This window comes from Arthrobacter echini, from assembly GCF_008107445.1.
Taxonomy (GTDB): Bacteria; Actinomycetota; Actinomycetes; order Actinomycetales; family Micrococcaceae; genus Arthrobacter_D; species Arthrobacter_D echini_A.
Genome location: NZ_VSLD01000001.1, coordinates 919442 through 945366 on the forward strand (window position 1 = coordinate 919442; position 25925 = coordinate 945366).

26 protein-coding genes are annotated in these 25925 nt (G+C 68.7%); 17 read left to right on the forward strand and 9 right to left on the reverse strand.

All coding sequences use genetic code 11. The features are described 5' to 3' along the window. Positions 1-159: 159 nt before the first annotated feature. On the forward strand, positions 160-429 hold the full coding sequence (locus FQ377_RS04410) for a GlsB/YeaQ/YmgE family stress response membrane protein (RefSeq protein ID WP_148599970.1): 270 nt from the start codon (positions 160-162) through the stop codon (positions 427-429). A 132-nt stretch (positions 430-561) separates the two neighbouring features. Further along, complete coding sequence (locus FQ377_RS04415; protein WP_148599971.1) at positions 562-1347, forward strand: hypothetical protein; 786 nt, start codon at positions 562-564, stop codon at positions 1345-1347. Here the strand turns inward: FQ377_RS04415 and FQ377_RS04420 are convergent. Continuing rightward, positions 1344-2591 (reverse strand): DUF445 domain-containing protein, encoded by a 1248-nt coding sequence (locus tag FQ377_RS04420; protein WP_148599972.1) that lies wholly within the window; start codon positions 2589-2591, stop codon positions 1344-1346. The two genes, FQ377_RS04415 and FQ377_RS04420, sit on opposite strands and share 4 nt — an antisense overlap. Positions 2592-2720: 129 nt before the next feature. Between FQ377_RS04420 and FQ377_RS04425 the strand changes: the two genes are divergently transcribed. Next, positions 2721-3587, forward strand: a complete 867-nt coding sequence (locus tag FQ377_RS04425; protein WP_148599973.1) for a glycerophosphodiester phosphodiesterase — start codon at positions 2721-2723, stop codon at positions 3585-3587. A gap of 21 nt (positions 3588-3608) precedes the next feature. Continuing rightward, entirely contained in the window at positions 3609-5441 is a 1833-nt protein-coding gene (locus FQ377_RS04430) for a glycoside hydrolase family 15 protein (RefSeq protein ID WP_262364277.1), read from the forward strand. A 52-nt stretch (positions 5442-5493) separates the two neighbouring features. On the opposite strand, the gene FQ377_RS04435 is transcribed toward FQ377_RS04430, so the two are convergent. Then, positions 5494-6684, reverse strand: coding sequence for a zinc-dependent alcohol dehydrogenase (locus FQ377_RS04435; RefSeq protein WP_148599975.1), 1191 nt, complete (start codon positions 6682-6684; stop codon positions 5494-5496). 98 nt (positions 6685-6782) lie between these two features. On the opposite strand from FQ377_RS04435, the gene FQ377_RS04440 reads away from it, so the two are divergent. Together FQ377_RS04440 and FQ377_RS04445 are read left to right on the forward strand one after the other, a co-directional pair. After that, positions 6783-7511, forward strand: a complete 729-nt coding sequence (locus FQ377_RS04440) for an AzlC family ABC transporter permease (protein WP_148599976.1) — start codon at positions 6783-6785, stop codon at positions 7509-7511. After that, a complete protein-coding gene (locus FQ377_RS04445; RefSeq protein WP_148599977.1) occupies positions 7508-7819 on the forward strand; it encodes an AzlD domain-containing protein in 312 nt (103 codons plus the stop codon). Before FQ377_RS04440 ends, FQ377_RS04445 begins: the two co-directional genes overlap by 4 nt. 137 nt (positions 7820-7956) lie before the next feature. Here FQ377_RS04445 and FQ377_RS04450 read toward each other — a convergent pair whose 3' ends face one another. From FQ377_RS04450 to FQ377_RS04470, 5 genes are all read right to left on the reverse strand, one after another. Next, a complete protein-coding gene (locus tag FQ377_RS04450; RefSeq protein ID WP_148599978.1) occupies positions 7957-8295 on the reverse strand; it encodes a YnfA family protein in 339 nt (112 codons plus the stop codon). Between the two features lie 64 nt (positions 8296-8359). Further along, positions 8360-9475: an acetate/propionate family kinase gene (locus FQ377_RS04455; RefSeq protein ID WP_148599979.1), complete on the reverse strand. Its 1116-nt coding sequence runs from the start codon at positions 9473-9475 to the stop codon at positions 8360-8362. 28 nt (positions 9476-9503) lie between these two features. Then, positions 9504-11585 carry a phosphate acetyltransferase gene (gene pta / locus FQ377_RS04460; protein ID WP_148599980.1) on the reverse strand — a complete coding sequence of 694 codons (2082 nt, stop codon included), beginning with the start codon at positions 11583-11585 and terminating at the stop codon, positions 9504-9506. Between the two features lie 215 nt (positions 11586-11800). Continuing rightward, positions 11801-12946 (reverse strand): fatty acid desaturase family protein, encoded by a 1146-nt coding sequence (locus tag FQ377_RS04465; protein WP_148599981.1) that lies wholly within the window; start codon positions 12944-12946, stop codon positions 11801-11803. An 18-nt stretch (positions 12947-12964) separates the two neighbouring features. Further along, positions 12965-14077 carry a ferredoxin reductase gene (locus FQ377_RS04470; RefSeq protein ID WP_148599982.1) on the reverse strand — a complete coding sequence of 371 codons (1113 nt, stop codon included), beginning with the start codon at positions 14075-14077 and terminating at the stop codon, positions 12965-12967. A gap of 98 nt (positions 14078-14175) precedes the next feature. Between FQ377_RS04470 and FQ377_RS04475 the strand changes: the two genes are divergently transcribed. Next, entirely contained in the window at positions 14176-15384 is a 1209-nt protein-coding gene (locus FQ377_RS04475) for a PucR family transcriptional regulator (RefSeq protein ID WP_148599983.1), read from the forward strand. Between the two features lie 6 nt (positions 15385-15390). Here the strand turns inward: FQ377_RS04475 and FQ377_RS04480 are convergent, their stop codons facing one another. Beyond that, the gene (locus FQ377_RS04480; protein ID WP_148599984.1) at positions 15391-16296 is read right to left on the reverse strand and encodes a DNA-3-methyladenine glycosylase family protein; all 906 of its coding nucleotides are present in this window, start codon (positions 16294-16296) and stop codon (positions 15391-15393) included. A gap of 81 nt (positions 16297-16377) precedes the next feature. Here FQ377_RS04480 and FQ377_RS04485 point away from each other — a divergent pair, with 81 nt between their 5' ends. The 7 genes from FQ377_RS04485 to FQ377_RS04515 all read left to right on the forward strand — a co-directional run bounded on the left by FQ377_RS04485 (position 16378) and on the right by FQ377_RS04515 (position 21795). Next, positions 16378-16974, forward strand: a complete 597-nt coding sequence (locus tag FQ377_RS04485; protein ID WP_148599985.1) for an SOUL family heme-binding protein — start codon at positions 16378-16380, stop codon at positions 16972-16974. A gap of 99 nt (positions 16975-17073) precedes the next feature. After that, a complete protein-coding gene (locus FQ377_RS04490; RefSeq protein WP_136455768.1) occupies positions 17074-17379 on the forward strand; it encodes a DUF4193 domain-containing protein in 306 nt (101 codons plus the stop codon). 89 nt (positions 17380-17468) lie between these two features. Next, positions 17469-18110 (forward strand): alpha/beta hydrolase, encoded by a 642-nt coding sequence (locus tag FQ377_RS04495; protein ID WP_148599986.1) that lies wholly within the window; start codon positions 17469-17471, stop codon positions 18108-18110. A 73-nt stretch (positions 18111-18183) separates the two neighbouring features. Further along, positions 18184-19110, forward strand: a complete 927-nt coding sequence (locus FQ377_RS04500; RefSeq protein WP_148599987.1) for an AEC family transporter — start codon at positions 18184-18186, stop codon at positions 19108-19110. 86 nt (positions 19111-19196) lie between these two features. Further along, positions 19197-20006 (forward strand): YsnF/AvaK domain-containing protein, encoded by an 810-nt coding sequence (locus FQ377_RS04505; protein WP_148599988.1) that lies wholly within the window; start codon positions 19197-19199, stop codon positions 20004-20006. Between the two features lie 129 nt (positions 20007-20135). Then, complete coding sequence (locus tag FQ377_RS04510) at positions 20136-21011, forward strand: universal stress protein (protein ID WP_148599989.1); 876 nt, start codon at positions 20136-20138, stop codon at positions 21009-21011. A gap of 205 nt (positions 21012-21216) precedes the next feature. Then, positions 21217-21795: a sigma-70 family RNA polymerase sigma factor gene (locus FQ377_RS04515; protein ID WP_148599990.1), complete on the forward strand. Its 579-nt coding sequence runs from the start codon at positions 21217-21219 to the stop codon at positions 21793-21795. 14 nt (positions 21796-21809) lie between these two features. On the opposite strand, the gene FQ377_RS04520 is transcribed toward FQ377_RS04515, so the two are convergent. Further along, a complete protein-coding gene (locus FQ377_RS04520) occupies positions 21810-22523 on the reverse strand; it encodes a GntR family transcriptional regulator (protein ID WP_148599991.1) in 714 nt (237 codons plus the stop codon). A 118-nt stretch (positions 22524-22641) separates the two neighbouring features. On the opposite strand from FQ377_RS04520, the gene FQ377_RS04525 reads away from it, so the two are divergent. The 3 genes from FQ377_RS04525 to FQ377_RS04535 all read left to right on the forward strand — a co-directional run bounded on the left by FQ377_RS04525 (position 22642) and on the right by FQ377_RS04535 (position 25883). Then, positions 22642-23985 carry an ABC transporter substrate-binding protein gene (locus FQ377_RS04525; RefSeq protein WP_262364254.1) on the forward strand — a complete coding sequence of 448 codons (1344 nt, stop codon included), beginning with the start codon at positions 22642-22644 and terminating at the stop codon, positions 23983-23985. A gap of 157 nt (positions 23986-24142) precedes the next feature. Next, positions 24143-25012, forward strand: a complete 870-nt coding sequence (locus FQ377_RS04530) for a carbohydrate ABC transporter permease (RefSeq protein ID WP_148599993.1) — start codon at positions 24143-24145, stop codon at positions 25010-25012. A gap of 1 nt (position 25013) precedes the next feature. Beyond that, a complete protein-coding gene (locus FQ377_RS04535) occupies positions 25014-25883 on the forward strand; it encodes a carbohydrate ABC transporter permease (RefSeq protein WP_148599994.1) in 870 nt (289 codons plus the stop codon). Positions 25884-25925: the final 42 nt, after the last annotated feature.

Sequence of the window (25925 nt, forward strand, 5' to 3'; positions counted from 1 at the left end):
GTGGATGCCAGGGGCCTGTCGGCCGGGCGCGGTGCTAGAATTGCACCCTAAGCATGCTGATGAAGTAGAGTCGTACCAAGTTGCAGATCGCTTGCATCACCCTATTGGACGACGGCAGGACCAACAGGTTCTTCGTCGCTATCACTCAAGGAGCATCTTATGGGAATCTTCGGCTGGCTCATCCTGGGCCTTCTCGCTGGCGCTATCGCCAAGCTCATCCTCCCCGGCAAGCAGGCCGGTGGCTGGATCATCACGCTGATCCTGGGCGTCGTCGGCGCGCTGCTCGGCGGTTTCATCGGCGGGGCCATCTTCGGCGTCGGCATCAACGAGTTCTTCAGCATCTCCACGTGGCTCCTGGCCATCGGCGGTGCGCTGATCGTCCTCGTCATCTACGGTGCGGTCACCGGACGCAAGGGCTCACGCGTCTGATTCACGCAGCAGTCAGCTGAACTGCGGGGATCAGCTGCCGAAGGGACGTCACCAGATTCTGGTGGCGTCCCTTCATCGTTCCGTACGCCCACCCCGACGACGACAGCACCAGGCAGGTGCGGAAGGACCACGATGTTCGGCAGGAACAAGGAGAACCCGGCGGTCAAGGCCGCCAACGGCGCGCTGTTCGACAAGGACGGCCACCCGAAGCCCGCCATTCTCCGCGGCATCGAGCGTGCCCTGAATGTGCAGCGGCCCCTGATCATCTCCAATCTGGCCCGCCTCCGCCGTCGGCATCCGGACGCTTCGCCGGCGGAACTCGCCAGGCGGCTCGAACGCGACTACCTGAGGGCCACGACGGCCGCCGGAGCTGCCGTCGGTGCCACGGCCGCCGTACCGGCTGTCGGCACGGTCGCCTCACTGGGACTCTCGGCCGCGGCGACCATCGGCTTTCTCGAGGCCACCGCGCTGTATGCGGAATCGATCGCAGAACTGCACGGGATCCACACCGACGACCCCGAGCGTTCGCGTGCCATGGTCATGGCCATCCTCATGGGCGAGGAGGGCACGGCGCTGATCCGCTCCATCCTCGGGGCCTCGGCCGGTCAGGGCGCTCCCCAGTACTGGGGGCAGATGGTGAACAAGGCCGCGCCGGCCTCGCTCGTGAAGACGCTGACGGGAACCATCCAGCGTCGCTTCCTGAAGAAGTTCCTCGCCCGGCAGGGCGGCTTCATGCTGGGCAGGGCGCTGCCGTTCGGAGCAGGGGCCGTGATCGGGGGTGCAGGCAACCACCTCATGGGCAAAGCGGTCATCAGCACCACCCGCGAGGCCTTCGGTCCCCTGCCCCAGACCGTTCCCGGCGAACTGGCCGAGGCCCTGGAACTGACGCAGCAGGACGGTAGCCCGAAGAACTCCTAGCCGAAGACCGCGTGGGCGATGCTGAAGATCAGCAGCCCCGCCAGGGAGCCGACCACCGTCCCGTTGATCCGGATGAACTGCAGGTCCTTCCCGACCTGCAGTTCGATCTTGCGGGAGGTCTCCTCCGCATCCCAGCGGCCCACGGTTTCCGAGATGACTCCTGCGATCTCGCTGCGATAGGTCCGCACGAAGTACGAGGCGCCGTCGGCGATCCAGCGGTTCACCTTGTCCGAGAGACCGGTATCGCTGGTGAGCCGCGAGCCGAAGTCGCGGACCAGCGCCTTGAAGTTGGTGGTCAGTTCGCTCGCGGGATCGTTGACGGCCTCGAGCAGGGCGGTCTTGATGGTGGCCCAGGTACGCGCCGTGAGGTCCCGGACGCGGGGATCGTCCAGGAGCTGGGCCTTGATCTCCTCCGCCCTGGCGATGGTCTCCGGGCGGTGCTGCAGATCCTGCGCGAGATCGCGGAGGTACTTGTCGATGGACACGCGCACGTCGTGCCGGGGATCGTCCTGGACGGCCCGGATGAACTTCGAGAGCTCCGCGTGCACGCGATCTCCGACGACGCCGTCCACGAGGCGTGGCACCCAGGTGGGCGAGCGCTGCGCCACGACCCTCGTCACCACGGCGTAATTCCCGTCCACCCAGTCAGCGGCGCGGTCCACCAGCAGATCGACGAGTGAGTGGTGGTGACCCTCGGCGAAGATCCGCTCGGCGATGCTGCCGATGGGGGGGCCCCAGGGCGGCTCGAGGAAATGCCTGCGGACCAACCCTTCGATGACGCCCTGGACGGCGTCGTCGTCGAGCACGGTGAACAGGCCGCGGATGAGCACTGCCCCCTCCACCGCGAGGCGGTCCGCACTCTCGGGCTTCTCCAGCCACATCCCGGCCTTCTGCGCGATACGTGCGGACTCGAGTTTGGCGACCACCACGTCCTCGGACAGGAAGTTCTCCTCGACGAACTGGCCGAGCGACTCGCCGATCTGGTCCTTCTTGCGCGGGATGATCGCCGTGTGCGGGATCCTCAGGCCCATGGGGTGCTTGAACAGTGCGGTGACCGCGAACCAGTCCGCGAGGGCTCCGACCATGCCTCCCTCCGCCGCAGCACGGACGTACTGGAGCCACGGGTAGGAGTCCTGCAGGGCGAAGGCCACCACGAAGACGAGTGCCAGCACACCGAGGAGCCCTGTGGCCAAAGTCTTCATACGGCGGAGGGCGACCGCCCGCTCCACGTCGGTCCCGGTCATCTGAGCATCCACCCTCCCGAGTGTATCGACGCGCCGTCGACGCAGTTCCCACGGCCGGACGATGGCGCGTAGCTCGCGGCGTCCCGTACGGTGGACCGACGCCGTCGACCACGTGAAGGACCCTGCCCCGTGCCCCCTGTCATCCTCGCCCACCGCGGCAGCAGTGGCCTCTTCGCCGAGCACACCCGAGCGGCCTACCTGCAAGCGCTGGCCGACGGCGCCGACGGAGTGGAATGCGATGTGCACCTGACCCGCGACGGCCACCTCGTCTGCATCCACGACACCACGCTGGATCGCACCACGGACGGTACCGGGGATGTGGCGGATCACACGCTGGCCGAACTGCGCGAGCTCGACGTCTCCTCCTGGAAGGGCGTGAGCATCCCTCCGACGTACGGCGGTCAGGGGGAGCAGCTCCTTTCCCTGGGGGACCTGCTGCTCCTGCTGCGCCGTGCCGGCCGGCCGGTCGGGCTGGCCATCGAGCTGAAGCATCCGAGCCCGTTCGGCCTCCGGCTCGAGGAGGCGCTGATGGCCTTCCTCATGGACGAGGGCTGGGATCCGGAGTCGTCCATGATCGGCGGGGTGGAGGTGAGCTTCATGAGCTTCAATCCGGACTCGGTGCGTCAGCTGCTGGAGTCCGCGCCGCACCATCAGGTGTGCCAGTTGGTGGCGGATATCGACCCCGGCGAGGTCAGGGAGGCCCTGCGTCTCGGATCAGTGGCGGAGGGCGCCCTGATCGACGTGCTGGAGGGGGCCCAGCGGGACAGTGAGGAGCTGATCGACCAGCAGGTCGTGGGGCTGGCCGGACCCGGCGTCCAGTACGTGCGCGACCACCCCGACCGGGTGCGGCAGTGGATCACGGACGGGACCCGGGTGCGGGTGTGGACCGTCAACACCGTGGAGGACGCACGATTCCTCGCCGGTCTCGGTGTTCAGGAGCTCACCTCGGACGTGCCCGCGCTCATCCTGCAGTCCATGGCACAGCGGCGCGGATAATTTGGGCGTCCCACCGGTGCGCTGTGGTTGAGTAGGACGATGCAAACACCCATCGAGGATTATGCGCTCCTGTCCGATCTCCACACGGGTGCACTGATCTCCCGGACCGGGAGCCTCGACTGGCTGTGCTTCCCCCGTTTCGACTCGGATTCCGTGTTCGCAGCCCTCCTCGGGACCCCGGAGCACGGTCGCTGGCTCGTCACGCCGGATTCACCCCGGGCGGAGGTGGTGAGCAGGAGCTACATCGATTCGACCTTCGTGCTCCAGACCCACTGGCGCACCCCCGAGGGCGAGGCCCTCGTCACGGACTTCATGCCTGTCGCCGACCGGCGGGCCAATGTGATCAGGCGCGTCCAGGGGCTGAGCGGAAGCGTGACGTTCCGGCAGGAACTGCAGATCCGATTCGGCTACGGCGAGATCGTCCCGTGGGTGACCCAGCATTCCGGCGACGACGGACCGGCACTCCTGGCGATCGCCGGTCCGGACGCACTCCTGCTCCGCGGACCACGGCTGCACGCGGAGAACAACTCGCACCAGGGCACCTTCGAGGTGTTGGAGGGCGCCGTCGTGGACCTCGAGATGATCTGGTATCCCTCGCACCGCGAGACCCCCGGCGCACTCGACGTCGAGGAGGCCCTGGACGCCACGATCAGCTACTGGCGGGCCTGGGAGGCGAGCTCGGAGGGCAACGGCCACTATTCCGCCGCTGTCCGACGCTCGCTGCTCGTCCTGCGCGCCCTCACGCACGAGGACACCGGCGGGATCGTCGCCGCACCCACCACCTCGCTGCCCGAGCAGTTCGGCGGGGCCCGGAACTGGGACTACCGCTTCTGCTGGCTCCGCGACGCGGCACTGACCCTCGAAGCCATGATGACGCACGGTTTCGCCGAGGAGGCACTGGGCTGGCGCAACTGGCTGCTGCGCGCCGTCGCCGGCGACCCCGAGGACCTCCAGATCATGTATGGGGTGGCGGGGGAGCGCAGGCTGCCCGAGCGCGAACTCGATCACCTGCCGGGCTACGCGGACTCCGTGCCGGTCCGGGTGGGCAATGGGGCGGTGGACCAGTACCAGGCCGACGTGGTCGGTGAGGTTCTGGTCGCGCTGGAGAAGCTGCGCTGTCACGGGGTGAGGGAGGACGATTTCTCCTGGCCGCTCCAGCGGGCCCTGATCAACTTCACCAGGAATCACCTGCATGATCCCGATCACGGGATCTGGGAGATGCGGGGGAAGAAGCAGTTCTTCACGCACTCGCGCGTCATGGTGTGGGCCACCTTCGACTGCGCCGTGCGCGCGGTCCGCGATCACGGGCTCGATGGGCCGGTGGAGGAGTGGGCCGACATCCGTGACCGGATGCATGCGGAGATCATGGAGCGCGGGTTCGATCGCGAGCTGAACTCCTTCACCCAGGTGTACGGCGGGACGGAGGTGGACGCCTCCCTGCTCCAGCTTCCCCAGGTCGGGTTCCTCGACTACGACGACCCGAGGATGCTCGGCACGGTGGAGCGGATCGAGAAGGACCTGCTCGACAGCGAGGGACTGCTGCTGCGGTATCGCACGCACGGCGCCGACGACGGCCTGGATCCCGGGGAGCACCCGTTCCTCGCCTGCTCCTTCTGGCTCGTGGAGCAGTACGCGATGAGCGGTCGCGGTGAGGAGGCCGGGCGGCTCATGCAGCAGCTCGTGGGTTATTCGAACGAGCTCGGATTGTTGTCGGAGGAATACGACGCCGTCAACCACCGGATGGTCGGAAACTTCCCGCAGGCCTTCTCGCACCTGGGCCTGGTCCGTGCGGCCGACGCCCTGCAGATCGCCCGCGGCGAGGCCGGCGTCCACGAGCTGATGGCGCGGGAGTAGGGCGGGGAGGGGCGGTCCCCGCAGGAACCGCCCCTCCCCGCCCCACAGCCTGCTAGGCGGAGACGCCCTGTGGCTTGAGGACCACCTTGATGGCGCCGTCGGTCTTCTTCTGGAAGTTCTTGTACGCGGCAGGCGCCTCGTCGATCGAGACCTCGTGCGTCATGAGGTCGGTGACGCCCAGGGGATCGGAGGCCTCCTCGACGATCGGCAGGAGCTCGTCCGTCCAGCGACGCACATTGCACTGACCCATGCGGAACTGGATCTGCTTGTCGAACATGGTCAGCAGCGGCATGGGGCTCGCGGCTCCTCCATAGACGCCGCTGAGGGAGAGCGTGCCGCCGCGGCGGACGGCGTCGATGGCCGAGTGGAGGACCGTCATGCGGTCGCTGCCGCCGGTCTCCATCACCTTCTGCGCCAGCTTGTCCGGCAGGATGCCGACGGCGTTCTGGGCGAAGGCGCCTACGGGGGAGCCGTGGGCTTCCATTCCCACGGCATCCACGATGGCGTCCGGTCCGCGGCCACCGGTCATGCTGCGCAGTTCCTCCGCGGTCTCCTCCGAGAAGTCGATGGTCTCGATCCCATGGCGCGCCGCCATCTCACGGCGCTCGGGGACGGGCTCGACGCCGATCACGCGATGCCCGAGATACCTGCCGATCCGGGCCGCGAATTGTCCCACGGGACCCAGGCCGTAGACCGTGAGCACACCGTCCTTCGGTACGTCTGCGTACTGGACGCCCTGCCAGGCGGTGGGCAGGATGTCGGACAGGTAGAGGTACCGCTCGTCCGGCAGGTCCGAGCCGACCTTGACCGGGCCGTAGTCCGCGAAGGGCACCCGCAGGTACTCGGCCTGGCCACCGGGCACCGAGCCGTAGAGGGCCGAGAAGCCGAGGAGCGCGGCACCCGAGCCCTGCTCGTGCACCTGGGTGGTCTCGCACTGGGACTGGAGCCCCCGCGTGCACATGTAGCAGTGGCCGCAGGAGATGTTGAAGGGGATCACCACGCGGTCTCCCACCTTCAGCTTCGTGACCGCCGAGCCGACCTCCTCGACGATCCCCATGGGCTCGTGACCCAGGATGTCACCCTTCGCCATGTACGGGCCGAGGACCTCGTACAGATGGAGGTCGGATCCGCAGATGGCGGTGGAGGTGATGCGAACAATGGCGTCCGTGGGCTCCTGAATGGTGGGATCCGGGACGTTCTCCACGCTGACGTTGCGCTTACCCTGCCAGGTCACTGCCTTCATGTGTGTTCCTCCGAATACTAAGTAGGCTTTCCTTCATCCACTATTCACCCATTGCCCACGAATGGGAAGCCGGACCGCCCGTCGCCTAGCCTTGAGAGGTGCTGCTTCTGAGATCTCCCGCCGTCCGGGTCGGCCTGTCCGTCGCCCTCGCCACGGGACTGTACGGATTGTCCTTCGGGGCACTGTCGGTGGCCGCCGGCCTGGACGTCCTCCAGACCATGGCGCTCAGCCTGCTGCTGTTCAGCGGCGGATCCCAGTTCGCGTTCATCGGTGTCGTCGCTGGAGGGGGCAGTGGTATCTCAGCCATGTCCGCGGCAGCCCTGCTGGGGATCCGCAATGGCGTCTACGGCATGCAGCTCAATGTCCTGTTGCGTCCCTCGCGCCGGCGGAAGCTGGTCATGGCGCACCTGACCACCGACGAGTCGGCGGCGACCGCCTCAGGTCAGCGGGACCCGGACGAGCAGCGCCGCGGCTTCTGGGCCGCCGGCATCGGCGTCTTCGTCCTCTGGAACCTGTTCACCCTCGTCGGCGCGGTGGTGGGCAATGCGATGGGTGATCCTGCCCGCTGGGGGCTCGACGGAGCCGCCGTCGCCGCCTTCCTCGGCCTTCTCTGGCCACGGATCCAGGCAAGGGAACCGGCCGCGATCGCCGTCGTCTGCGCGGTGGTCACCCTGATCGCCGTGCCGTTCGTGCCCTCGGGCGTGCCCATTCTCATCGCCGCCGTGGTAGCCGCGGTGCTCGGCCTGTCGGGGTTCGGCCCGCCGACCGAGGGTCTGGAGCCCGACGTCGAACCGTATCCTCCGGGTGCCCCGAGGGGTGGGTCATGAGTCTCTGGGGATGGATCCTGATCGCGTGTGCGGTATCGATCGCCACGAAGTTCCTCGGCTTCCTGGTTCCGGCGAGGCTCCTCGACAATCCGAGGATGCTGCGCGTCGCCGGGTCCCTGACGATCGGGCTGCTGGCGGCGCTGACCGTGACGAATGCCTTCGCGTCGGGGCAGTCGCTCGTCGTGGACGCCCGGGTTGCTGCGCTCGTCGCGGCCGCCGTCGCACTGTGGCTGAGGGCGCCGTTCCTCGTGGTGGTGCTGGTGGGAGCGCTCGCGGCCGGGCTGGCACGGCTGCTCGGGGCGGCGTAGGACCCTTCGGCTTCCGCGGTCGCTCCCACTGTCGGTGCTCCTTCGGTGGGACTGAGCGCTCGTTCCCCGTGTCCGACCCGGTTCAGTGGGATAGGACGCCGCGGCAGCGGTGCACCTCGCGCCTGGGGTACGCCGTGCTAGGCGGCGGAGCGTGGGGCTGCCATGATGAGCGCGACCCCGACGAGGCAGACCACCGAGCCGATGACATCCCAGCGGTCAGGTCGGAAGCCGTCCACGAGCACTCCCCATGCCAGCGAACCCGCCACGAAGACGCCACCGTACGCAGCGAGAATCCGCCCGAAGTGCGGATCAGGTTGCAGGGTCGCGACGAAGCCGTAGGCGCCGAGCATCATGATGCCGAGCCCGGCCCACCACCACGGTCTACCCTCCCGGACGGCCTGCCAGATCAGCCACGCCCCACCGATCTCGGCGCCTGCGGCCAGGACGAACAGGACCGTGATGCGCAGCACCGTCACGATGCTCGCGCCCCCGGTGCGGTCCGGGCAGGGGCCCGTCGGACATCAGCGCGGGACCGGGTGATCACGGACCGTTCACGACGGCGGCCGTCGCCTCCGCGATCGCGGCCTCCTCGTCGGTGGGCACCACCAGGACGGGGAAGGCCGAGGCCGTCGAGCTGATCACCCTGGCATCCCGGGAGCGTTCGGCGTTGCGCTTCTCGTCCAGTTCGAGGCCGAGCGCGCCGAGCCTGGCGACGACCGCGCTGCGGAAGGCGCCTGCGTTCTCGCCGATGCCGGCGGTGAAGACCAGCGCCTGCGCTCCCTCCACGGCCACGTGGTATCCGCCGACGTACTTCGCGAGCCGGTAGGAGGCCACGTCGATCGCTGTCCTCGCGGTGGCGTCCCCGGATTCAGCGGCCTCGGTGACGGAACGCATGTCGTTGGTTCCCGTGAGGCCCTTCAGCCCGCTGTTGCGGTTGAGCAACTCGTTCAGCTCCTGCTCCGAGTACCCCTCGCGGAGCAGGAACAGCAGGATGGACGGGTCCACGTCCCCGGAGCGGGACCCCATCACGAGTCCCTCGAGTGGGGTGAAGCCCATGGAGGTGTCGACGCTCATCCCGTCGCGCACCGCGGTCACCGAGGCCCCGTTCCCGAGGTGGGCGATGACGCCGGTGAACGCCTCGACGCCGAGCAGTCCGGCAGCACCCCGCGCCACGTAGGCGTGGGACGTGCCGTGGAAGCCGTACCGACGGATGCCGTGCCTGCGGTACAGCTCGTCGGGCAGCGCGTACCGCCATGCGTACTCGGGCAGGGTCCGGTGGAACGCCGTGTCGAAGACGGCGACCTGCGGCAGGTCCGGCCATTTCCTCGTGATCGCCCGGATGCCGGTGACGGCCGCCGGGTTGTGCAGCGGCGCCAGCGGATTGAGCCGCTCGATGGCGCGGGTGATCTCGTTGTCGATCAGCACCGGTTCGCTGAACCGCTCACCGCCGTGCACCACGCGGTGTCCGACGGCGTCGATGGCGCGGTCACCGAGCGCCTCGGCGACCTCGCGGTCCACGCGGTCGAGGGCGGCAGCATGATCGGGCACCTCGGCCTCACCGATGCGCTCCACCAGGCCCTCGGCGAGGATGTCCTCGCCGTCCCGCACCTGGTACTTGAGCGAGGACGAGCCGGAGTTGATGACGAGGATGATCATGGGGTCCTGTCCTGGAGGGCGGTGAAGGCTAGGAAGAGGCGGACTGCTGGGCCTGGACGGCGGTGATGGCCACCGTGTTGACGATGTCCTCGACCGTACAGCCGCGCGAGAGATCGTTGACCGGTTTGCGGAGGCCCTGCAGAACGGGCCCCACGGCCACGGCGCCGGCCGACTGCTGCACGGCCTTGTACGTGTTGTTGCCGGTGTTCAGGTCAGGGAAGATGAACACCGTCGCCTGCCCGGCGACCTCGGATCCGGGCAGCTTGGAGGCCGCCACCGAGGCGTCGACGGCGGCGTCGTACTGGATGGGTCCCTCGACGGCGAGATCGGGCCGCAGCTGCCGCACGAGCTCGGTGGCCCGCCGCACCTCGTCGACCGCCCCACCCGCACCGGAGGCGCCCGTGGAGTAGGAGAGCATGGCTACGCGGGGTTCGACGCCGAACTGCTGCGCTGTCTCCGCCGAGGCCACGGCGATGTCCGCCAGCTGTTCATCGTTCGGGTCGGGATTCACGGCGCAGTCACCGTAGACGAGTACGCGGTCCTGCAGCAGCATGAGGAACACCGAGGAGACGATCTTCACGCCCTCCTTCGTCTTCACGAATTCGAGGGCCGGGCGGATGGTGTTCGCCGTCGTATGGGCAGCACCGGACACCATGCCGTCCACCCTGCCGAGCTGCACCATCATGGTGCCGAAGTATGCCCCCTCGAGCATGCGTTCCCTCGCCTGCTCGAACGAGACGTTCTTGTGGGCCCGGAGGCGCGCGTACTCCTCGGCGAACTCGTCGCGGAGCTCGGACGTCGCGGGGTCCAGAAGGGTGATGCCGGTGAGATCGATGCCCTGGGTCGCGGCCAGCTCGCGCACCCGCGCCTCGGGGCCGAGGACGGTCAGATCGCAGACGTCACGGCGGTGCAGGATCTCCGCGGCCTTCAGGATCCTGATGTCCTCGCCTTCGGGGAGCACGATCCTGCGGCGTTCGGCCCGGGCGCGCTGGATCAACTCGTGCAGGAAGCGCAGCGGCGTCACGGTGGCCGGTCGCGGCAGCTCGAGACGCTCGAGCAACTCGTTCTCGTCGACGTGGCGGGACCAGGCGCCGAGTGCGGCCGCCGCCTTGCGGCGCAGTCCGCTCGCGATCTCGCCGCGCACCTCGCTCACCTGGCGCGCCACGGTGTAGGTGTCGTCGTCGAGCGCGAAGACGGGGAACGGCGCCTGCGCCAGGAGTGCGAGGATGTTCGGATCGGGCGCGAGACCGCCGGTCAGGACCAGCGCCGAGGGCACGGGGAACTCGGGCGAGAACGATGATGCGAGGGTGGCCACGAGGACGTCCGCGCGATCGCCGGGCACGATCACGAGGGCACCGTCGGTGAGCAGGTGCAGGAAGTTGCCCACGTTCATCGCCGCGACCCGCACGCCGGCGACGTCGCGTTCGAGATTCGGATCACCGGCGATCTGCCGTGCCCCGAGTTCGGCGGCGACCTCCGAGACAGTGGGCTGGGAGATCTCCGTCAGTTCCGGGATCACGTAGACGGGCCTGCCCGAGCGTCCGGGGCGGATCTGCTCGCTGATGGAGGCGACGGCGTCGTCGGCCGCCCGGTTGACCATCATCGCGAGGAGGGAGACCTTCGCGGCGTCGAGTTCGCGACGGGCCACGTCCACGGCATCCGCGGCCTCACCGACCCCCATGTCCTTGGCGCTGACGACCGCCAGCACCATGGCCCCGAGATTGTTGGCAAGACGCGCGTTGAGGTCGAACTCGACGGCCGAGTCGTTTCCGGAGAGATCCGTGCCCTCGACGATCACGACGTCGCACTCGGCCGCGATCTCGCCGTAGATCGCGACGCAGCGTGCGTCGATCTCGGCCCGGTCCCCCCTCACGAGCAGGGCACGGGCCTCCGCACGGGTCAGGCCGCCCCGGGCCCGGCTCGCGGGCAGGTCGAAGGAGCGCTGCATGAGGCGCACCATCGGGTCCGCCGTCGGGTCGTCCCCCTCGACGATGGGCCGGAAGAAGCCCACACGGTCCGCATGCCGGTGCAGCATGTCGGCCAGCCCGAGCGAGATCAGGGACTTGCCGGAGCCGCTCGTCATGGCGCTCACATAGATTCCGCGGGTCATGAGCCCAGTGTCGCAGGGTCTTCCGACACCCGCTATTTCGGTTCCGTCGCGCACGGTCCTCCCGCGTGTCGAGACGGCAGGAACGACCGCCGATCCCTCGATGAGCGGCAACGTCTGCCATCTCGGCGCAAGCGTGAGTGGAAGACGGGGAGTGAGCGCACGCAGAAGCGCCGCCGCCACGGGAGAACCCGGGACGACGGCGCCCCCGGGACGCTCTAGGCCCCGGCGGCCTTCGGTGTGCGATTGGGCAGGGCGAGCTTGAAGATCTTCGCCCAGGTGGAACCGACCTGCTTGGGCAGGGGGCCCGTGGTGTACGGCAGGCGGTAGCGCGTGCAGATCTCGCGGACCTTCACCGCTACCTCGGCGTACCGGTTGGACGGCAGGTCCGGGAAGCAGTGGTGCTCGATCTGGTGCGAGAGATTGCCTGTCATGAGGTGCATGAACTTCGAGCCGGAGATGTTCGCCGAGCCGATCATCTGCCGGACGTACCAGTCGCCGCGGGTCTCGCCGTCCACCTCCTCCTCCGTGAAGGTGTCCGTCCCGTCGGGGAAGTGGCCGCAGAAGATCACGGCGTGGGCCCAGAAGTTGCGGATGGCGTTGGCGGCGAGGGTGCCGTAGAGGGCCTGCTTGCCGGAGCCGGTGAGCATGGCGACGGCAGGTGTGGCCGCGTAGTCCTTGGAGAACTGCTTGACGACCTTGACGCCCACGGCCTTGAGGTCGCGGTTCATGGCCTCCTTGGACTTCAGGCCCTCCTTGTACTCCGGCAGCTCGAGGTCGTAGAGGGCGATGCCCCACTCGAAGACCGGCGCCAGGATGGCGTTGTACAGCGGGTTGCCGAGGTTGAAGGGCCGCCAGGGCTGATCGGCGTCCATGCGGAGCAGGTTGTAGCCGATGTCCTTGTCCTTGCCGATGACGTTGGTCCACCGGTGGTGCAGGTCGTTGTGCGTGTGCTGCCAGGACCGCGCGGGCGTGACGAAGTCCCACTCCCAGGTGGTGGAGTGGATGTCGGGATCGCGCATCCAGTCCCACTGCCCGTGGAGGACGTTGTGGCCGATCTCCATGTTCTCGAGGATCTTGGCGAAACTCAGCATGGCCGTGCCGGCGAACCAGGCGGGCCGGTACTTGCTGAACAGCAGGGTGCCTCGGCCGGCGAACTCCAGCGACCGCTGGATCCTGATGATCCTACGGATGTAGGCGGCGTCGGAGGCCCCCCGCTTGGCGAGGATCTCGTCGCGTACGGCGTCGAGCTCACGGCCCAGTTCGGCGATCTGCTCGTCGGAGAGGTGCTTCGCGGCGTCGGGGCGGACCAGGGGATGGCCGGAGGCCGCGAGGGCGCCCGGGCGGGTCAGGGTAGTGGTCAAGGGATTTCCTCCGTGGGGTTACAGGTCGAGGTTCACGGGCCCGGCGGCTGCCGAGACGCAGGTCTGGATGAGGTGACCGGGGGCGTTGTGCAGCTCCCCGGTGCGGAGATCACGCACCTGCCCGGCGCGCAGCGGGATCAGGCAGCTGTGGCAGATGCCCATGCGGCACCCGCTGGGCATCAGGACCCCGGCGTCCTCGCCGATGTCGAGCAGGGGGGTGTCGCCGTCGGCCTGGATCTCGCGGTCCGACTGCTCGAACGTGACCAGGCCGCCGTCGTGCCCGGCGCCCGCGGTGAGATCGGTGCTGAAGCGCTCGATCGTCAGCGTGCCCACGCTCGCCGTTTCCTGCCCCACACCCTCGCGGACCTGGGGGACGGTGCTGGCTTCAGCGAGGGCGGCCTCACGCTGCCACAGCTCCTCGGCGTCGTTCAGGAAGCCCTCGGGGCCACACGCGTAGGCCGAGCGCGAGCGCCAGTCCGGGCAGAGATCGGCGATGGTCCTGGTGGTGAACTCGAGCCTGCCCCGGATGCTCGAGAACCAGTGCCGCACGGTCAGATTGGGGAACTGGTCGGCGAGTTCGTCGAGCTCCTCGCGGAACAGGCTCTTCTCGGGCGTGCTGTTGGAGGTGATGAGCACGACGTCGGCATCCGGCCTGCGCGGTATCAGCGTGCGGATCATCGACATGACCGGCGTGATGCCGCTGCCCGCCGTGAGCATCAGCAGGGGACGCGGGTGCTCGGGGAGGACGAAGTCGCCCTGCGGCGGGGCGAGGAAGAGGACGTCGCCGGGCTTCGTGTCCCGGACGAGCACGTGCGACACCGATCCGGCGTCCGTCACGGTGATCGCGGGATCCTGCCCGGCCGCGTTGCTGAGGGAGTAGGAGCGCCACTGGCGCACCCCGTCCAGCTCGACGCCGATGCGCGCCCACTGGCCCGCCTGGTGGGCATGCCAGCCGTGGCCCGGGCGGAAGTAGATGGTGGCCGACTGCTCGGTCTCGTGCTCCACGCGGGTCACGACGCCGCGGAGCTGGCGGGCCGAGTACACGGGGTTGAAGAGGGAGAGGAAGTCCTCAGGCGCAAGCGGGGTGGTGAGCGCGGAGGCGGCCCGCGCCAATGCCTTGAACCGGATCATTTCATCAACTTTATAGTCTCTCCCGCTAAGAATCTCCTCTCCCGGCATACAGTTGTGGGTGCAGAATCATCGCGTTGCAATAGATCAGGAGTGATCAGATGTCCAGGAGTGAGCTTCCGCCGACGCCTCCGGAGCCTCCGTGGCTCGCCCTGCCGCCCGACGTCGGCAACCGTCTGCGGTCCCTGACCCCGGAGCTGGTGGAGGCGATCATCAAGGCCGTGCCCCAGCTGGTCCCGGCCTATGCCCGCCCGATGGAGGGCAGCTTCGGTCATGTGCTGCGCAAGGGTGTCACAGCTGCGCTGGATCGGTTCCTCGACCTGCCGGGAACGAAGCTGCCCGCTCTGTCCGACGAGAGCCGTCAGTTGGTGGCGGGCCTGGGACGCGGGGAGTTCCGTCAGGGCCGCAGTATGGACTCGCTGCTCGGTGCGTACCGGATGGGCGCGCGCGTCACCTTCAGGGAGATGTCGCGGCGCTCCATGGAGCAGGGCCTCGGCTCGTCCGTGGTCGTGGATCTGGGCGAATCCATCATGGCGTACATCGATGAGCTCTCCGCCGTGAGCGCCGAGGCCTACGCCTTCGAGCAGTCGGAGCGGGCCGGCGCCGTCGACCGCCGCCGCGCGGAACTCCTCGAGCTCCTCCTGCTGGGGCAGGCGGACCCGACGGCACTGCGGCAGGCGGCGTCGCTCGCGGACTGGTCCGTGCCGGCCGAGGTGGCCGTGGTGACGCTCCCGCTGGAGCGGGCCGGCGGACTCCGCCAGCAGCTTGGTCCGGGCGCCATCGTGATCGAGCGGGAGACCGACGCCGTTGCCCTCGTCCCCGAGCGCGGTCCGGTCTCCCGCGCGGAGCTGGAGCGCGTGCTCGCCGGGCGGAGGGCCGCCGTCGGTCCTGCCGGCGGACTGGGTCAGGTGGCTCAGTCGCTGCGCCTGGCGGTCCTCGCCGCCTCCATGCTGCCGCCGCGTGACGGCGACGCCGAGCCCCCCGTCTGGGCGGGCGAGCACCTGATCGAGGTGGTCCTGGCGGCCGAGCCGTCGGCGGTGGGAGAGCTGGCACGACGACGGCTCGCGCCCCTCGCGGCCCTGCCGGACAATCAACGTGACCGGCTCGAGGAGACACTCCTCACGTGGCTGCGGAACTGGGGACAGCGGGCGCCGATCGCCGAGGAACTCGGCATCCACGCGCAGACCGTTGGCTACCGCGTGCTGCAGCTGCGCGAACTGTTCGGGGACGAGCTGAAGGACCCAAAGGCGCGCTTCGAGCTGGAGATAGCGCTGCGCAGCCGGCGGAAGGTCCCGGCCCGCTCGGCGTAGCCGTGCTCAGTCCCCGGTGTACGTGGCCGAGGTCCACAGGTGGAACAGGGCGTACGCGCGGTACGGCCGCCAGGCCTCGGAGAGCCGCGCCGCGTCCCGGATGCTCGGACCACCCATGGCGCGCCGCGCCACGAGGTCCCCGGGGGTGAAGGCGTCGGAGTCCCGGAGCACGCGGACCGCCAGGTAGTCCGCGGACCACGGGCCGATGCCCGGGAGGGCGAGCAGCTGTCTCCGCAGGGCCGCATGATCGGCGGCGGGGTGGAGCTCCAGGCCGTCGACGACGGCGCGGGCCACGTTCTGCACGGTCGCAGCGCGTGTGCGGGTCACGCCGATGGCCGACCGCAGTTCCTCGTGCGGCGCAGCCGCGATGACCTCCGGCGTGGGGAAGATCGTGAGTCCTGACGGCGACGGCGTGCCGTACGCTGCTGCGAGCCTGCCGCCGAACGTGCCCCCGGCCGCGACGGACACCTGCTGCCCGAGGACCGTCATGACGGCGGCTTCGAACGGTTCCGGATAACCGACGGCGCGCAGGCCCGGACGCTGCCGGACCAGCGGCCCGAGAAGCGGATCGTCCCCGAAGGCGCGGGCCACGGCGTCCACCTCGGTGTCGAGGTCGAGCCACGACCGGGTGATGCGGACGAGCTGGTCGAACTCGGCGGCGTCCTCGGCGTCAGCGGTGAGCTCGACGGCGTCGGACCGGATGGTCACGGTGACCCGCCGTGGTCCGCGGGGCCCCGGCAGCAGGCGCGCGTGTGAGCGGCCCGGCCGGTCGGTGATCTCGCACCCCGGGATGGCGTGGTTCGCGAGGATCGCGGCCATGGGACCGGCGTCGAGCGCCCCGTTCGGCGCGAGGACCGCGCTGCGGGCCACGGCGGATGAGGCGGCCGTGCCGGATGCCGTTGCCGGGATCATGGGAACCTCCTGGAGCATTCTGGTGCGGGATCCGGTGCAACATTACGGTGCCGCCCAGGGGCAGGGAGTACCATCCGCAGCATGACAGAGCAGCAGCCGTACACCGTGCTGGACACCTATCCCGGGTTCGAGCTCCGTGCGTATCCCGCGCATGTCGTGGCGGAGACCGACGTGGACACGGAGTTCGACGCCGCGGGCAATGCGGCCTTCCGGACCCTGGCGTCCTACATCTTCGGGGCCAATACCTCGCAGCAGAAGCTCGCCATGACGGCGCCCGTGACCCAGGAGGCGGCCGGCGGCCGGGGCTCCACGGGGGAGCAGCTAGCGATGACGGCCCCCGTCACGCAGCAGCACGCCGGGCAGGGCTACACCGTGGCCTTCGTCCTGCCCGCCGAGGTATCCCTCGCCACCGCTCCCGTGCCGGACGATCCCCGCGTCCGGGTGATCGGGAAACCGGCGGCGACCACCGCCGTCGCCTCCTTCCGTGGGCGTGGCGGACGCGAGGCTTACCAGGAGCAGCTCCGGGAGCTCGACGCGGCGCTGGCGAAGGCGGCCTTCACGCCGGTGGGTGAGGCTCGGTACGCACGATTCGATCCACCCATCACGCCCGGAGTATTTCGTCACAATGAGGTGCAGATCGACGTACAAGCTGACGGGGAAGAAAAAACTGCTCCGTAGCATGTATATTGCTCCCGTTATGTGGAATACTTCCACCCCTGCCGAAGTTGGAAATGGCATCTGGGCATCTTTCCCGCCCACAGAAGGAGATCTACCGCAATGGCAACCGACTACGACGAACCGCGCGTTCGCCCGGAGGACCAGCCGGCCAACGAGTCGCTCGAGGCAATCCAGGCACAGCGCAGCGCCACCACGCAGACCGCGCTGATCGATGTCGAGGACGGCGAGACCGCTGAGGGCATCGACCTGCCCGGCGCCGATCTTTCGCACGAGGAACTTCTGATCCAGGTCATCCCGGAGCAGGAGGACGAATTCACCTGCATGTCCTGCTTCCTGGTGCACCACCGCAGCCAGCTCGCCCGTGAGAAGAACGGCGACAAGTTCTGCACCGAGTGCGAGGGCTGAGCACCGCCTCCTGACCTCCAGGAGCCCCCGGTCCACGGACCGGGGGCTCCTGTCGTGAAACGGCGGCTCCCGCCCAGTACGGTAAGCGCATGACGCCTTCCCATGTGATCGTCCTGCCCGGCGGCGGGTACTCCGAGCTGTCCGACAACGAGGGAGAGGTCGTGGCCGAGCGGCTGCGCACCCTTGGTCTCTCGGCCGGGGTCTTCCGCTACCCCGTGCTGACGCGGCACCCCGGACCGCTCGACGCCGTCCGCGCCGAGATCCGCCGGGTCAGAGCCGGCGGCGCCGACCGGGTGGCGCTGCTCGGATTCTCCGCGGGCGGCCACGTCGCCGGTCATGCGGCACTCGCACCCTCGGCAGCGGACGAGGAGCGCGTCGACGCGGCCGTGCTCTGCTATCCCGTGGTGTCGATGCAGTTGGCCACGCACCGCGGATCCCAGGACCAGCTGATCGGACCCCAGGCCGACGGACGCAGCCGCGCGGCAACCTCGCTCGACCGGCTGGTCACGCCGGACGCTCCACCGTTCTTCATCTGGCACACCGCCGCCGACGCCTCCGTCCCGGTGGAGCACGCCTATCTGCTGGGGCAGGCGCTCGCAGCACACGCCGTCCCGCACGCGCTCCACGTCTTCGCCGACGGGGAGCACGGACTCGGACTCGCCGAAGGCAGCGGGGCCGCCGAGCAGTGGAGCTCCCTGGCGGCCCGCTGGCTGCAGGCCCAGGGCTGGTGACCCGCCGCTCGGCAGTTGGTCCTGGCGGGATGCCGCCGGGACTTCCCGCCCGTCCCGGGCCCGACGTCGGGCGGTGATCGCCCAGACGCTGGTGGCACTCGGGCCCGTGCTCGGCCTGCTCGGCCTCGGGTACGTCCTGAGGGTGCGCAGCTTCGTCTCATCGGTGTTCTGGGCCCCGGCGGAGCGGCTTTGCTATTTCGTCCTGCTGCCGGCGCTGTTCATCCACGGCCTGGCGACGGCCGACCTGGCGGGACTGCCCATCTCCCTCATGGCGCCAGTGCTCGCCGGTCCGGTGGTCCTCACCGCTCTCGGGCTCGTGGTGGCCCAGCGGTGGATGCAGTTCGACGGACCGGCCTTCACCTCCGTGCTCCAGGGCAGTATCCGGTTCAACAACTACCTCGGACTCTCGATCGCTCTGGCCCTCTTCGGACCCGACGGCGTGGCGCTCGCAGCGATCGCCAACGCCATCCTGGTCCCGCTCGTGAATGTGATCTGCACGCTCGCGTTCGCCCGGTACGGGGCGGAGACGCTCACCGCGGGTGGCACCGTCCGTAGTATCGTCACCAATCCGCTGATCCTGGGCTGCGTCATCGGGATCTCACTCAATCTGACGGGCATCGGACTGCCGCCCGGCATTGCGGAGTTCGTGCGGACGCTCGGAAGTGCGTCGCTGCCCCTGGGCCTCCTGTGCGTGGGAGCTGCCCTGGAACTGCGCAGCATGACGCGCAATCTCTGGGCCGTGGGTCTTGCCGGCGCTCTGAAATTCGGTGTCATGCCGGGCCTGGGCCTCGCCGGCTGCCTGCTGGTGGGCCTCACGGGAGAACCGGCGGCCACCGTGGTCCTGTTCCTGGCGCTGCCCACGGCGTCGTCGGCCTTCGTGATGGCCCGCGCCCTCGGCGGGGACGCGCGGCTCATGGCCTCCACCATCACGCTGCAGACCGTGGCCGGCGTGCTCTACCTGCCGGCAGTGTTCCTCGTGCTCGCCCGCTTCACCGCATGAGCCGGGTGGGGCGCGGTACTAAGCATGCTTGCTATGGCTCCGGCCAGAACCTACGGTGAGGAGAACACCTCTTCGAAAGGGCCGTCATGATCACGCTTGACCAGATGAAGGATTCCATGAACGCCGGCGCCACCGTGCTGAGCGAGGACGGAGCCGCCCTCGGGCCCATGGGTCAGCTCTACGTGGACGACGCCACCGGCGAGCCGAGCTGGGTCACCGTGGTCACACACGCCATGGGCAACCCGGAATCCTTCGCGCCGCTGCAGGGGGCGGAGCTCGACGGACGCAATGTCCGCCTCCCGTTCAGCCACGCCACGGTGTACGAGTCGCCGAAGATGTCGCAGGACGGCCATCTGAGCCCCGAGGAGGAGCAGCAGCTGCTCCGGTACTACGGACTGATGGCGGCGGAGGACGACGGCGCTGCACCCGATCAGGTCACCGGGACCGGTGAGGAGCGGGCGCAGTCCTCCCGTCCCGAGGGCGAGTACTCCATGACGCGCTCCGAGGAGCAGCTCCGGGTGGGTACCGAACTCCGCGAGACCGAGCGCGTACGCCTGGTCAAGCGCGTGGTCACCGAGGATGTGACCATGACCGTCCAGATCCGGCGTGAGGAACTCGTGGTGGAGCGCGAGCCCATCGCGAACGGCGCCGCCTATTACGACGACGGCGAGACCCCCTACACGAACGCTGAGCGGGAGCAGCTGTACTCCGCCGTCGAGTCCGCGTTCGACGGCGACGTGGTCGAGGTGGTCCTGTACGAGGAGAAGCCCCGCGTCGAGATGGAGGTGGTCCCGATCGAGCGCGTACGGATCAGCCGCGAGGCCCGGACCCGCGACGAGGTGGTCAACGCCCAGGTGCGCAAGGAAGTCATCGAGACGGAGACGGTGGAGTCGTAGCCCCGGTTCGCTGAGGGTCAGGGTCGAAAGGCCCTGCTCCCGCCGTCGGTGGTCTGCGAGGCTGGGGGTGGCGATCCGCCGCGACCCGCAGCGGGGCATCAGCGCTCCCCGGAAGGAATCACAGTGTCCATGACACCTCTTACCCGACCGAGCCCTACGCACACAGCATCGGCGTCCGAGGAGCCGATGCTCGCCGCGGTGCGTGATCCCGCGAGTGACCGCGCCGTCGTCGAGTGGGCAGCGGCACGGGCCGCCTCGCTCGCCACACCCCTCACCCTCCTTCACGCCGTCGCGGATCCCGCCCTGCTTCCGCCGGGGACTTCCTTCAGCGACGAGGTGAAGGGTGGCCGGGAGCTGATCGTCCGGGAGGCGTCCCGTGTGGGGCAGGCCTACCCAGGGCTCCGGATCAGCACCTATCTGCACTGCGGCGGGATCGTCGAGGCGCTCCTTGGGCTCGCCGCGACCGCTCCCATGCTCGTGGTGGGCGCGGACCGGCAGGATCCGTCCAGCGGCGAGTTCAAGGGATCTGTCGCGCTACGGGTGGCGCTGAACTCCAGCGCGCCCGTTGTCGTCGTACCTCCTACACCGCCGCCAGCACCAGGCGGAGGTGTGGTGGTGGGCGTGGACGGTTCGGCGATGTCGAGGACCGCCCTGCTCAGGGCTGCCGAGGAGGCGCATGCACTGGCGGGTCGCCTGACGGTGGTCACCACCCTCGGCGATGCTGCCGGGCCGACGGAGCCCCAGGAGCCCCAGGAGCCGGAGATGCTGCGCGAGCTGCGGGCACGCTTCCGCGCGCTGACGGTCCAGTGGGTCGTGGACGACGTTCACGGGCCGGTGCAGGCGCTGTCCTCACGGGCCTCGGGGGCGGAGCTCCTGGTGATCGGCAGGCACGGGAGCGGTGCTCGATCGGGGATGTCGCTCGGCTCCGTGACCCACAGGCTCCTGCTCGAGCCGCCCTGCCCCACGCTCGTCGTGACCCGGGCACCGGCGTCGGCCGGCGCCTGATTCGCCGGTGACGAGGACCGCCAAGACGAAAGATTGGGACGCGGTTCGGTCACGATCCGAACTCGTGGTCGACCGCGGGTGCGCAGGGGGTTACATTCAGGCAAAGGGCATTGCCCCTTTCCGGTCTCAGCCAGAAAGTCCCACCATCACCTCCTCCACTCCTGTGCACGTCGTCGACGACGTCGCACGCCAGATTCCCGCCCCCATGAACGACGAGTTTGGTGCAGCCCCACCGGATCTGACAGCACTCCTGGTGGCCACGGGACTGAAGGACGCCCAGGCGTTCCAAGGGCTCTACTCGGCATGCTCGCGGCGGGTGTTCGGCCTGGCGCGCAGGATCCTCGGTGATCCTGAGGTCAGCGCCGAGGTGACACAGGAGGTCTTCCTCCTCCTCTGGGAGCAGGGCGATCGGTACAAACCCGGACTCGGGCACCCCATCTCCTGGATCATGACCCTGACCCACCGGCGCGCCGTCGATCGCCTCCGCTCGGAAGTCGCCCGCGCCGGACGTGATGAGACGTGGGGGAGGCGGCACTGGTCGACGGGTTTCGACGAGGTGGCTGAGCAGGTCACCGGGCGGGACGAGGCCGAGCGCGTGCATGCCAGCCTGGCCGTGCTGTCGCCGGTGCAGCGCGAGGCCATCTCCCTGGCCTACTTCTCGCACCTGACCTATACCGAGGTGGCCGAGCGGCTCGGCGTACCCGTGCCGACCGCGAAGACCCGCATCCGTGACGGTCTCAAGAAGCTGCGCGTCGCGCTCGAGCCGGACTACGCGCTGGTCTGACGCCGAACGGGGAGTCAGCGGTGCGTACGGGCGAAGAACCTGAAACGGTCACCGCGGAACACCGATCGCGTCCACTCCACCGGTGTGCCCGCGGCGTCGAGCCCGAGCCGGTGGATCAGGAGCAGCGGAGAGCCGGTCTCGATGGCGAGAAGCCCTGCATCGACAGGACCGGCGATGCTGGTCTCCACGGTGTCCTCGACCTCGGCGACCCTCCTGCCGTACCGTGCGGCGAGCACGGCGTAGAGGGATCCGTCCTGCTCCAGGATCTGCTCCAGATCCGTCAATGTTCCCGGGAGATGGGCCACCTCGTGGGCAAGAGGTTCCTCGTCGATCAGGCGCACCCGTTCCACCCGTGTGAGGCCGGTGCCGGGGGCCACGCGCAGCTGCCCGGCGCTGTGTTCATCGGCCACCGGGTAGTCGATCCCGAGGACGATCGACGAGATCCGTAGGCCCTGCTCCCTCGCATCGTCGGTGAACGACGTCCGCTGGCGCACATAGGCCCGGTGCTCCCGGGCCACGAAGGTCCCCTTGCCCTGGGTCCTGTTCAGGATGCCCTCGGCCACGAGTTCGGCGATGGCCTGACGGATCGTGGTGCGCGAGGTCCCGTAGCGGACGGCAAGGGCACGTTCGGTGGGCAGGGAAGCCTCCGGGCCGGCCTCGAGGGCCAGCCGGCGGAGGTCCTCCTTCACGCCGTAGTACTTCGGTCCCACGAACCCCCGGTCGATCATCCGTCGATAGTACCGCCGTTCCCATGGAATTGGTCTAAGCCAATCTATTGACTTCAGAATTGGTCTAGGCCAAGCTGATCAAACTGACCGGTCCGCGGTACTCACGACGAAAGGAACGATGGCGATGCTCTCACCCAGGAGGTCCCGGCGCACTGCAGCTACCGTCGGCGCCGCTCTCTCGGTCGCCCTGATGCTGTCCGCCTGCTCGGGAGATTCCGGGGGTGACTCCGGGGGCGGATCCTCCGACGGCACGATCGACGTCTGGGCCCACACGGGCCAGGCCTCGGAGACCGAGGCCCTCCAGCTGCTCGTGGAGAAGTTCAACTCCTCCCAGGAGGACGTGACCGCGAACCTCACGCTCATCCCGGAAGCCGACTACACCAGCACCATCCAGGCGACGTCGGCCGAGGAACTGCCCGACGTCATGGAGATGGACGCCCCCACCATGGCGGCGTTCGCCTACGACCGCAAGCTCATCCCACTCGACGACGTCGTCTCCTCCGAGACGCTCGACAACCGGATCAGCGGCGTCACGGAGAGCGGCACGTACAACGACGCCACCTATGCGGTGGGCATGTTCGATGTCGGCCTGGGTCTGTGGGGCAACAGGGCGTTGCTCGCCGAAGCCGGCATCGAAGCCCCCACCACCGCCGAGGAGGCCTGGACCACCGAGGAGTTCACGGCCAACCTCGAGAAGCTCGCGGAGGTCTCACCCTCCGGCAAGGCAATCGACCTCGGAGAAGCGAACGGATTCGCGGGCGAGTGGGGGACGTTCACCACCACGCCCGATCTCTGGTCAGCCGGTGGAACGCTCATGAAGGACGGCAAGGCCGACGGCGTCCTCAACAGCGACGACAATGTGAAAGCCCTCGAGGAATGGGCGTCCTGGCGCGAGTTCGCCGACCCCAACACCAGTGGCAGTGCCTTCCCTGACGGGCAGACCGCGCTGACCTGGACCGGCAACTGGATGTACCCCACCTTCAGCGAGGCGCTGGGCGAGGACCTAGCGCTCATGCCGCTGCCCGATTTCGGCAACGGCACCAAGGCCGGTCATGGTTCCTGGCAGTGGGGCGTCACGCCCGTCGCGGAGGATGCCCCCGAGGCCGCCGGATCCTTCCTGGACTTCCTCCTCACGGATGAGAGCATCAGTGCGATGGTGGAGGCCAACGCGGCAGTGCCGGGGAGCACCTCGTCCCTCGAGCAGAGCGAACTGTACGGAGCGGGCAAGCCGCTGGAACTCTTCGCCACGAATCTCGAGTCAGCGTGCGGTTCCGACGGCGTCACCGAGGAGTGCATCGCCGTGGCCCGTCCCGTGACACCCGGCTACCCGACGGTGACGAGCTCGTTCGGCAGCGCCCTCCTGGCCATCTGGGGAGGTGCCGAGGTGAAGGACGAACTGGACTCCGCGGCGCGCGCCATCGACTCCGACTTCTCGGACAACAACGGTTACCAGGACGATTAGAAGCTCGGAAGGCGGGGCCCCACCGGGCCCCGCTGCCCGGTCGGAGGAGCTCGCCATCGCTACCACAACAGGCCTCACACCCGCCCAGGTGCCCGCCCCGGTTCCGCGGTCCAGCAAGACCAGGCGGTCCAGGACCGGCGGGCTGGCCGGACCGCTCATGGCCTCACCGGCGCTGCTGCTCCTGCTGCTCTTCGTCGCCGTACCCTTCCTCGCCGCGATCGGATTCTCGCTCTACAACGTCCGGTTGGGAGATCCGCGGGCGCCGACCTTCATGGGGTTCACGCAGTACGCGCGGATCCTCACGGATCCCGACATCTCCCGGCAGTTCCTCCAGGCGCTGCTGCACAATCTGGTCTTCGCGGCGGTCGTGGTGCCGGTGCAGACGGCTCTCGCACTCTCCCTGGCACTCCTGGTCAAGAAGACCATTCCCGGGGTCGGGATCTTCCGGTCCCTGTTCTTCCTCCCCGTCGTCTTCCCGATCGCGCTGGTGGCGATCATCTGGCGCCTGATCCTGGCGCGGGGCGACGACGGCCTGCTCAACTCTGCGCTCGGGTTCTTCTCGGGTGGGGCCTTCGCCTCGCAGGACTGGCTGGGATCAGAACTCACCGCCCTGGCCTCAGTGATCGTCCTGTCCATCTGGCAGGGCTGCGGCTTCCAGATGGTGATCCTGCTCGCGGCGCTGCAGCAGGTGCCGGCTGAACTCTACGAGGCGGCGGAGCTCGATCGCGCCAGTGCCTGGCAGCGCTTCATCCATGTGACCGTGCCCGGGATCCAGACCACCCTGGTCTTCGTGGCGCTGTACACGATGATTCTCTCCCTGCGGGTCTTCGACCAGATCTACGTGCTGGCCAAATCGGGTGGTGGCCTGAACGAGGGGGCCACGCGAACCGTCATGTACGAGGCGGTCACCGCGGCCTTCGATGAGAACAACATCGGACGGGCCAGCGCCATCTCCGTGGTCTTCTTCGTCATCGTCGTCATCCTGTCCATCATCCAGCGCCGTGCAACCCGCGAGAAGGAGAGCTGAGATGGCTCACGTCAGCGCGCCGTCACAGAGGATCAGCCGGCGGGAGCTCGCCTCGAGGGTCCCGCACTACGCGACGCTCCTGATCACCGGACTGCTGTTCCTCGCACCCGTGGCCTACATGGTCGCGGCCTCCCTCGCTCCGGCCAGGGACACCCTTGCCGGCTTCGCGGTCTTCGATGTGAGGCAGTGGGGGCTGCACAACTACTCGGGTGTGGCGGCCAGCCTCTCCTCGGACAGCACCGGTCACCTATGGCGCTTCTTCGCAGTTTCGTTCACGGTGACGGTCGCCGTCGTCGGGCTGGGACTGGTGGTGAACTCGATGGCCGCCTACGCCCTCTCGCGCCTGGCGTGGCGCGGGCGCGGGCTGGCGCTCTTCGCCATCCTGCTGCTGCTGATCGTCCCCTTCGAGGCCGTCGCAGTCCCCATGTTCTACCTGTACAACGACGCGCGGAACACCCTGTGGATCCAGATCGTGCCCTTCATCGGCAACGCGCTGTCCATCTTCCTCTTCTACTCCTTCTTCTCCGGGATCCCGCACAGCATCGACGAGGCGGCGCGGATGGACGGCGCCGGCCCGTGGCGCATCTTCTGGCGCATCATCGTCCCCATGAGCAAGCCGGCCTACGCTTCGGTGGCCATCCTGACCTTCCTCACGCAGTGGGGCTCCTTCCTGTGGCCCGTGTTGATGATCTCCGATCCCAATCTCAGGCCGCTGCCCCTGCAGATCAGCGTCTTCGCCGGGCAGCTACCACCGGCCTGGGGGCAGGTCATGGCGTTCGGCGTCCTGCTCGTCCTGCCGGTGATCGTCGTCTTCCTGATCTTCCAGCGCTGGTTCATCGAAGGGGTGGCGAGTTCTGCCGTCAAGGGCTGATGTCGTCATGTCCTGCCCGCCCCTGATGAGAAAGGACAGACC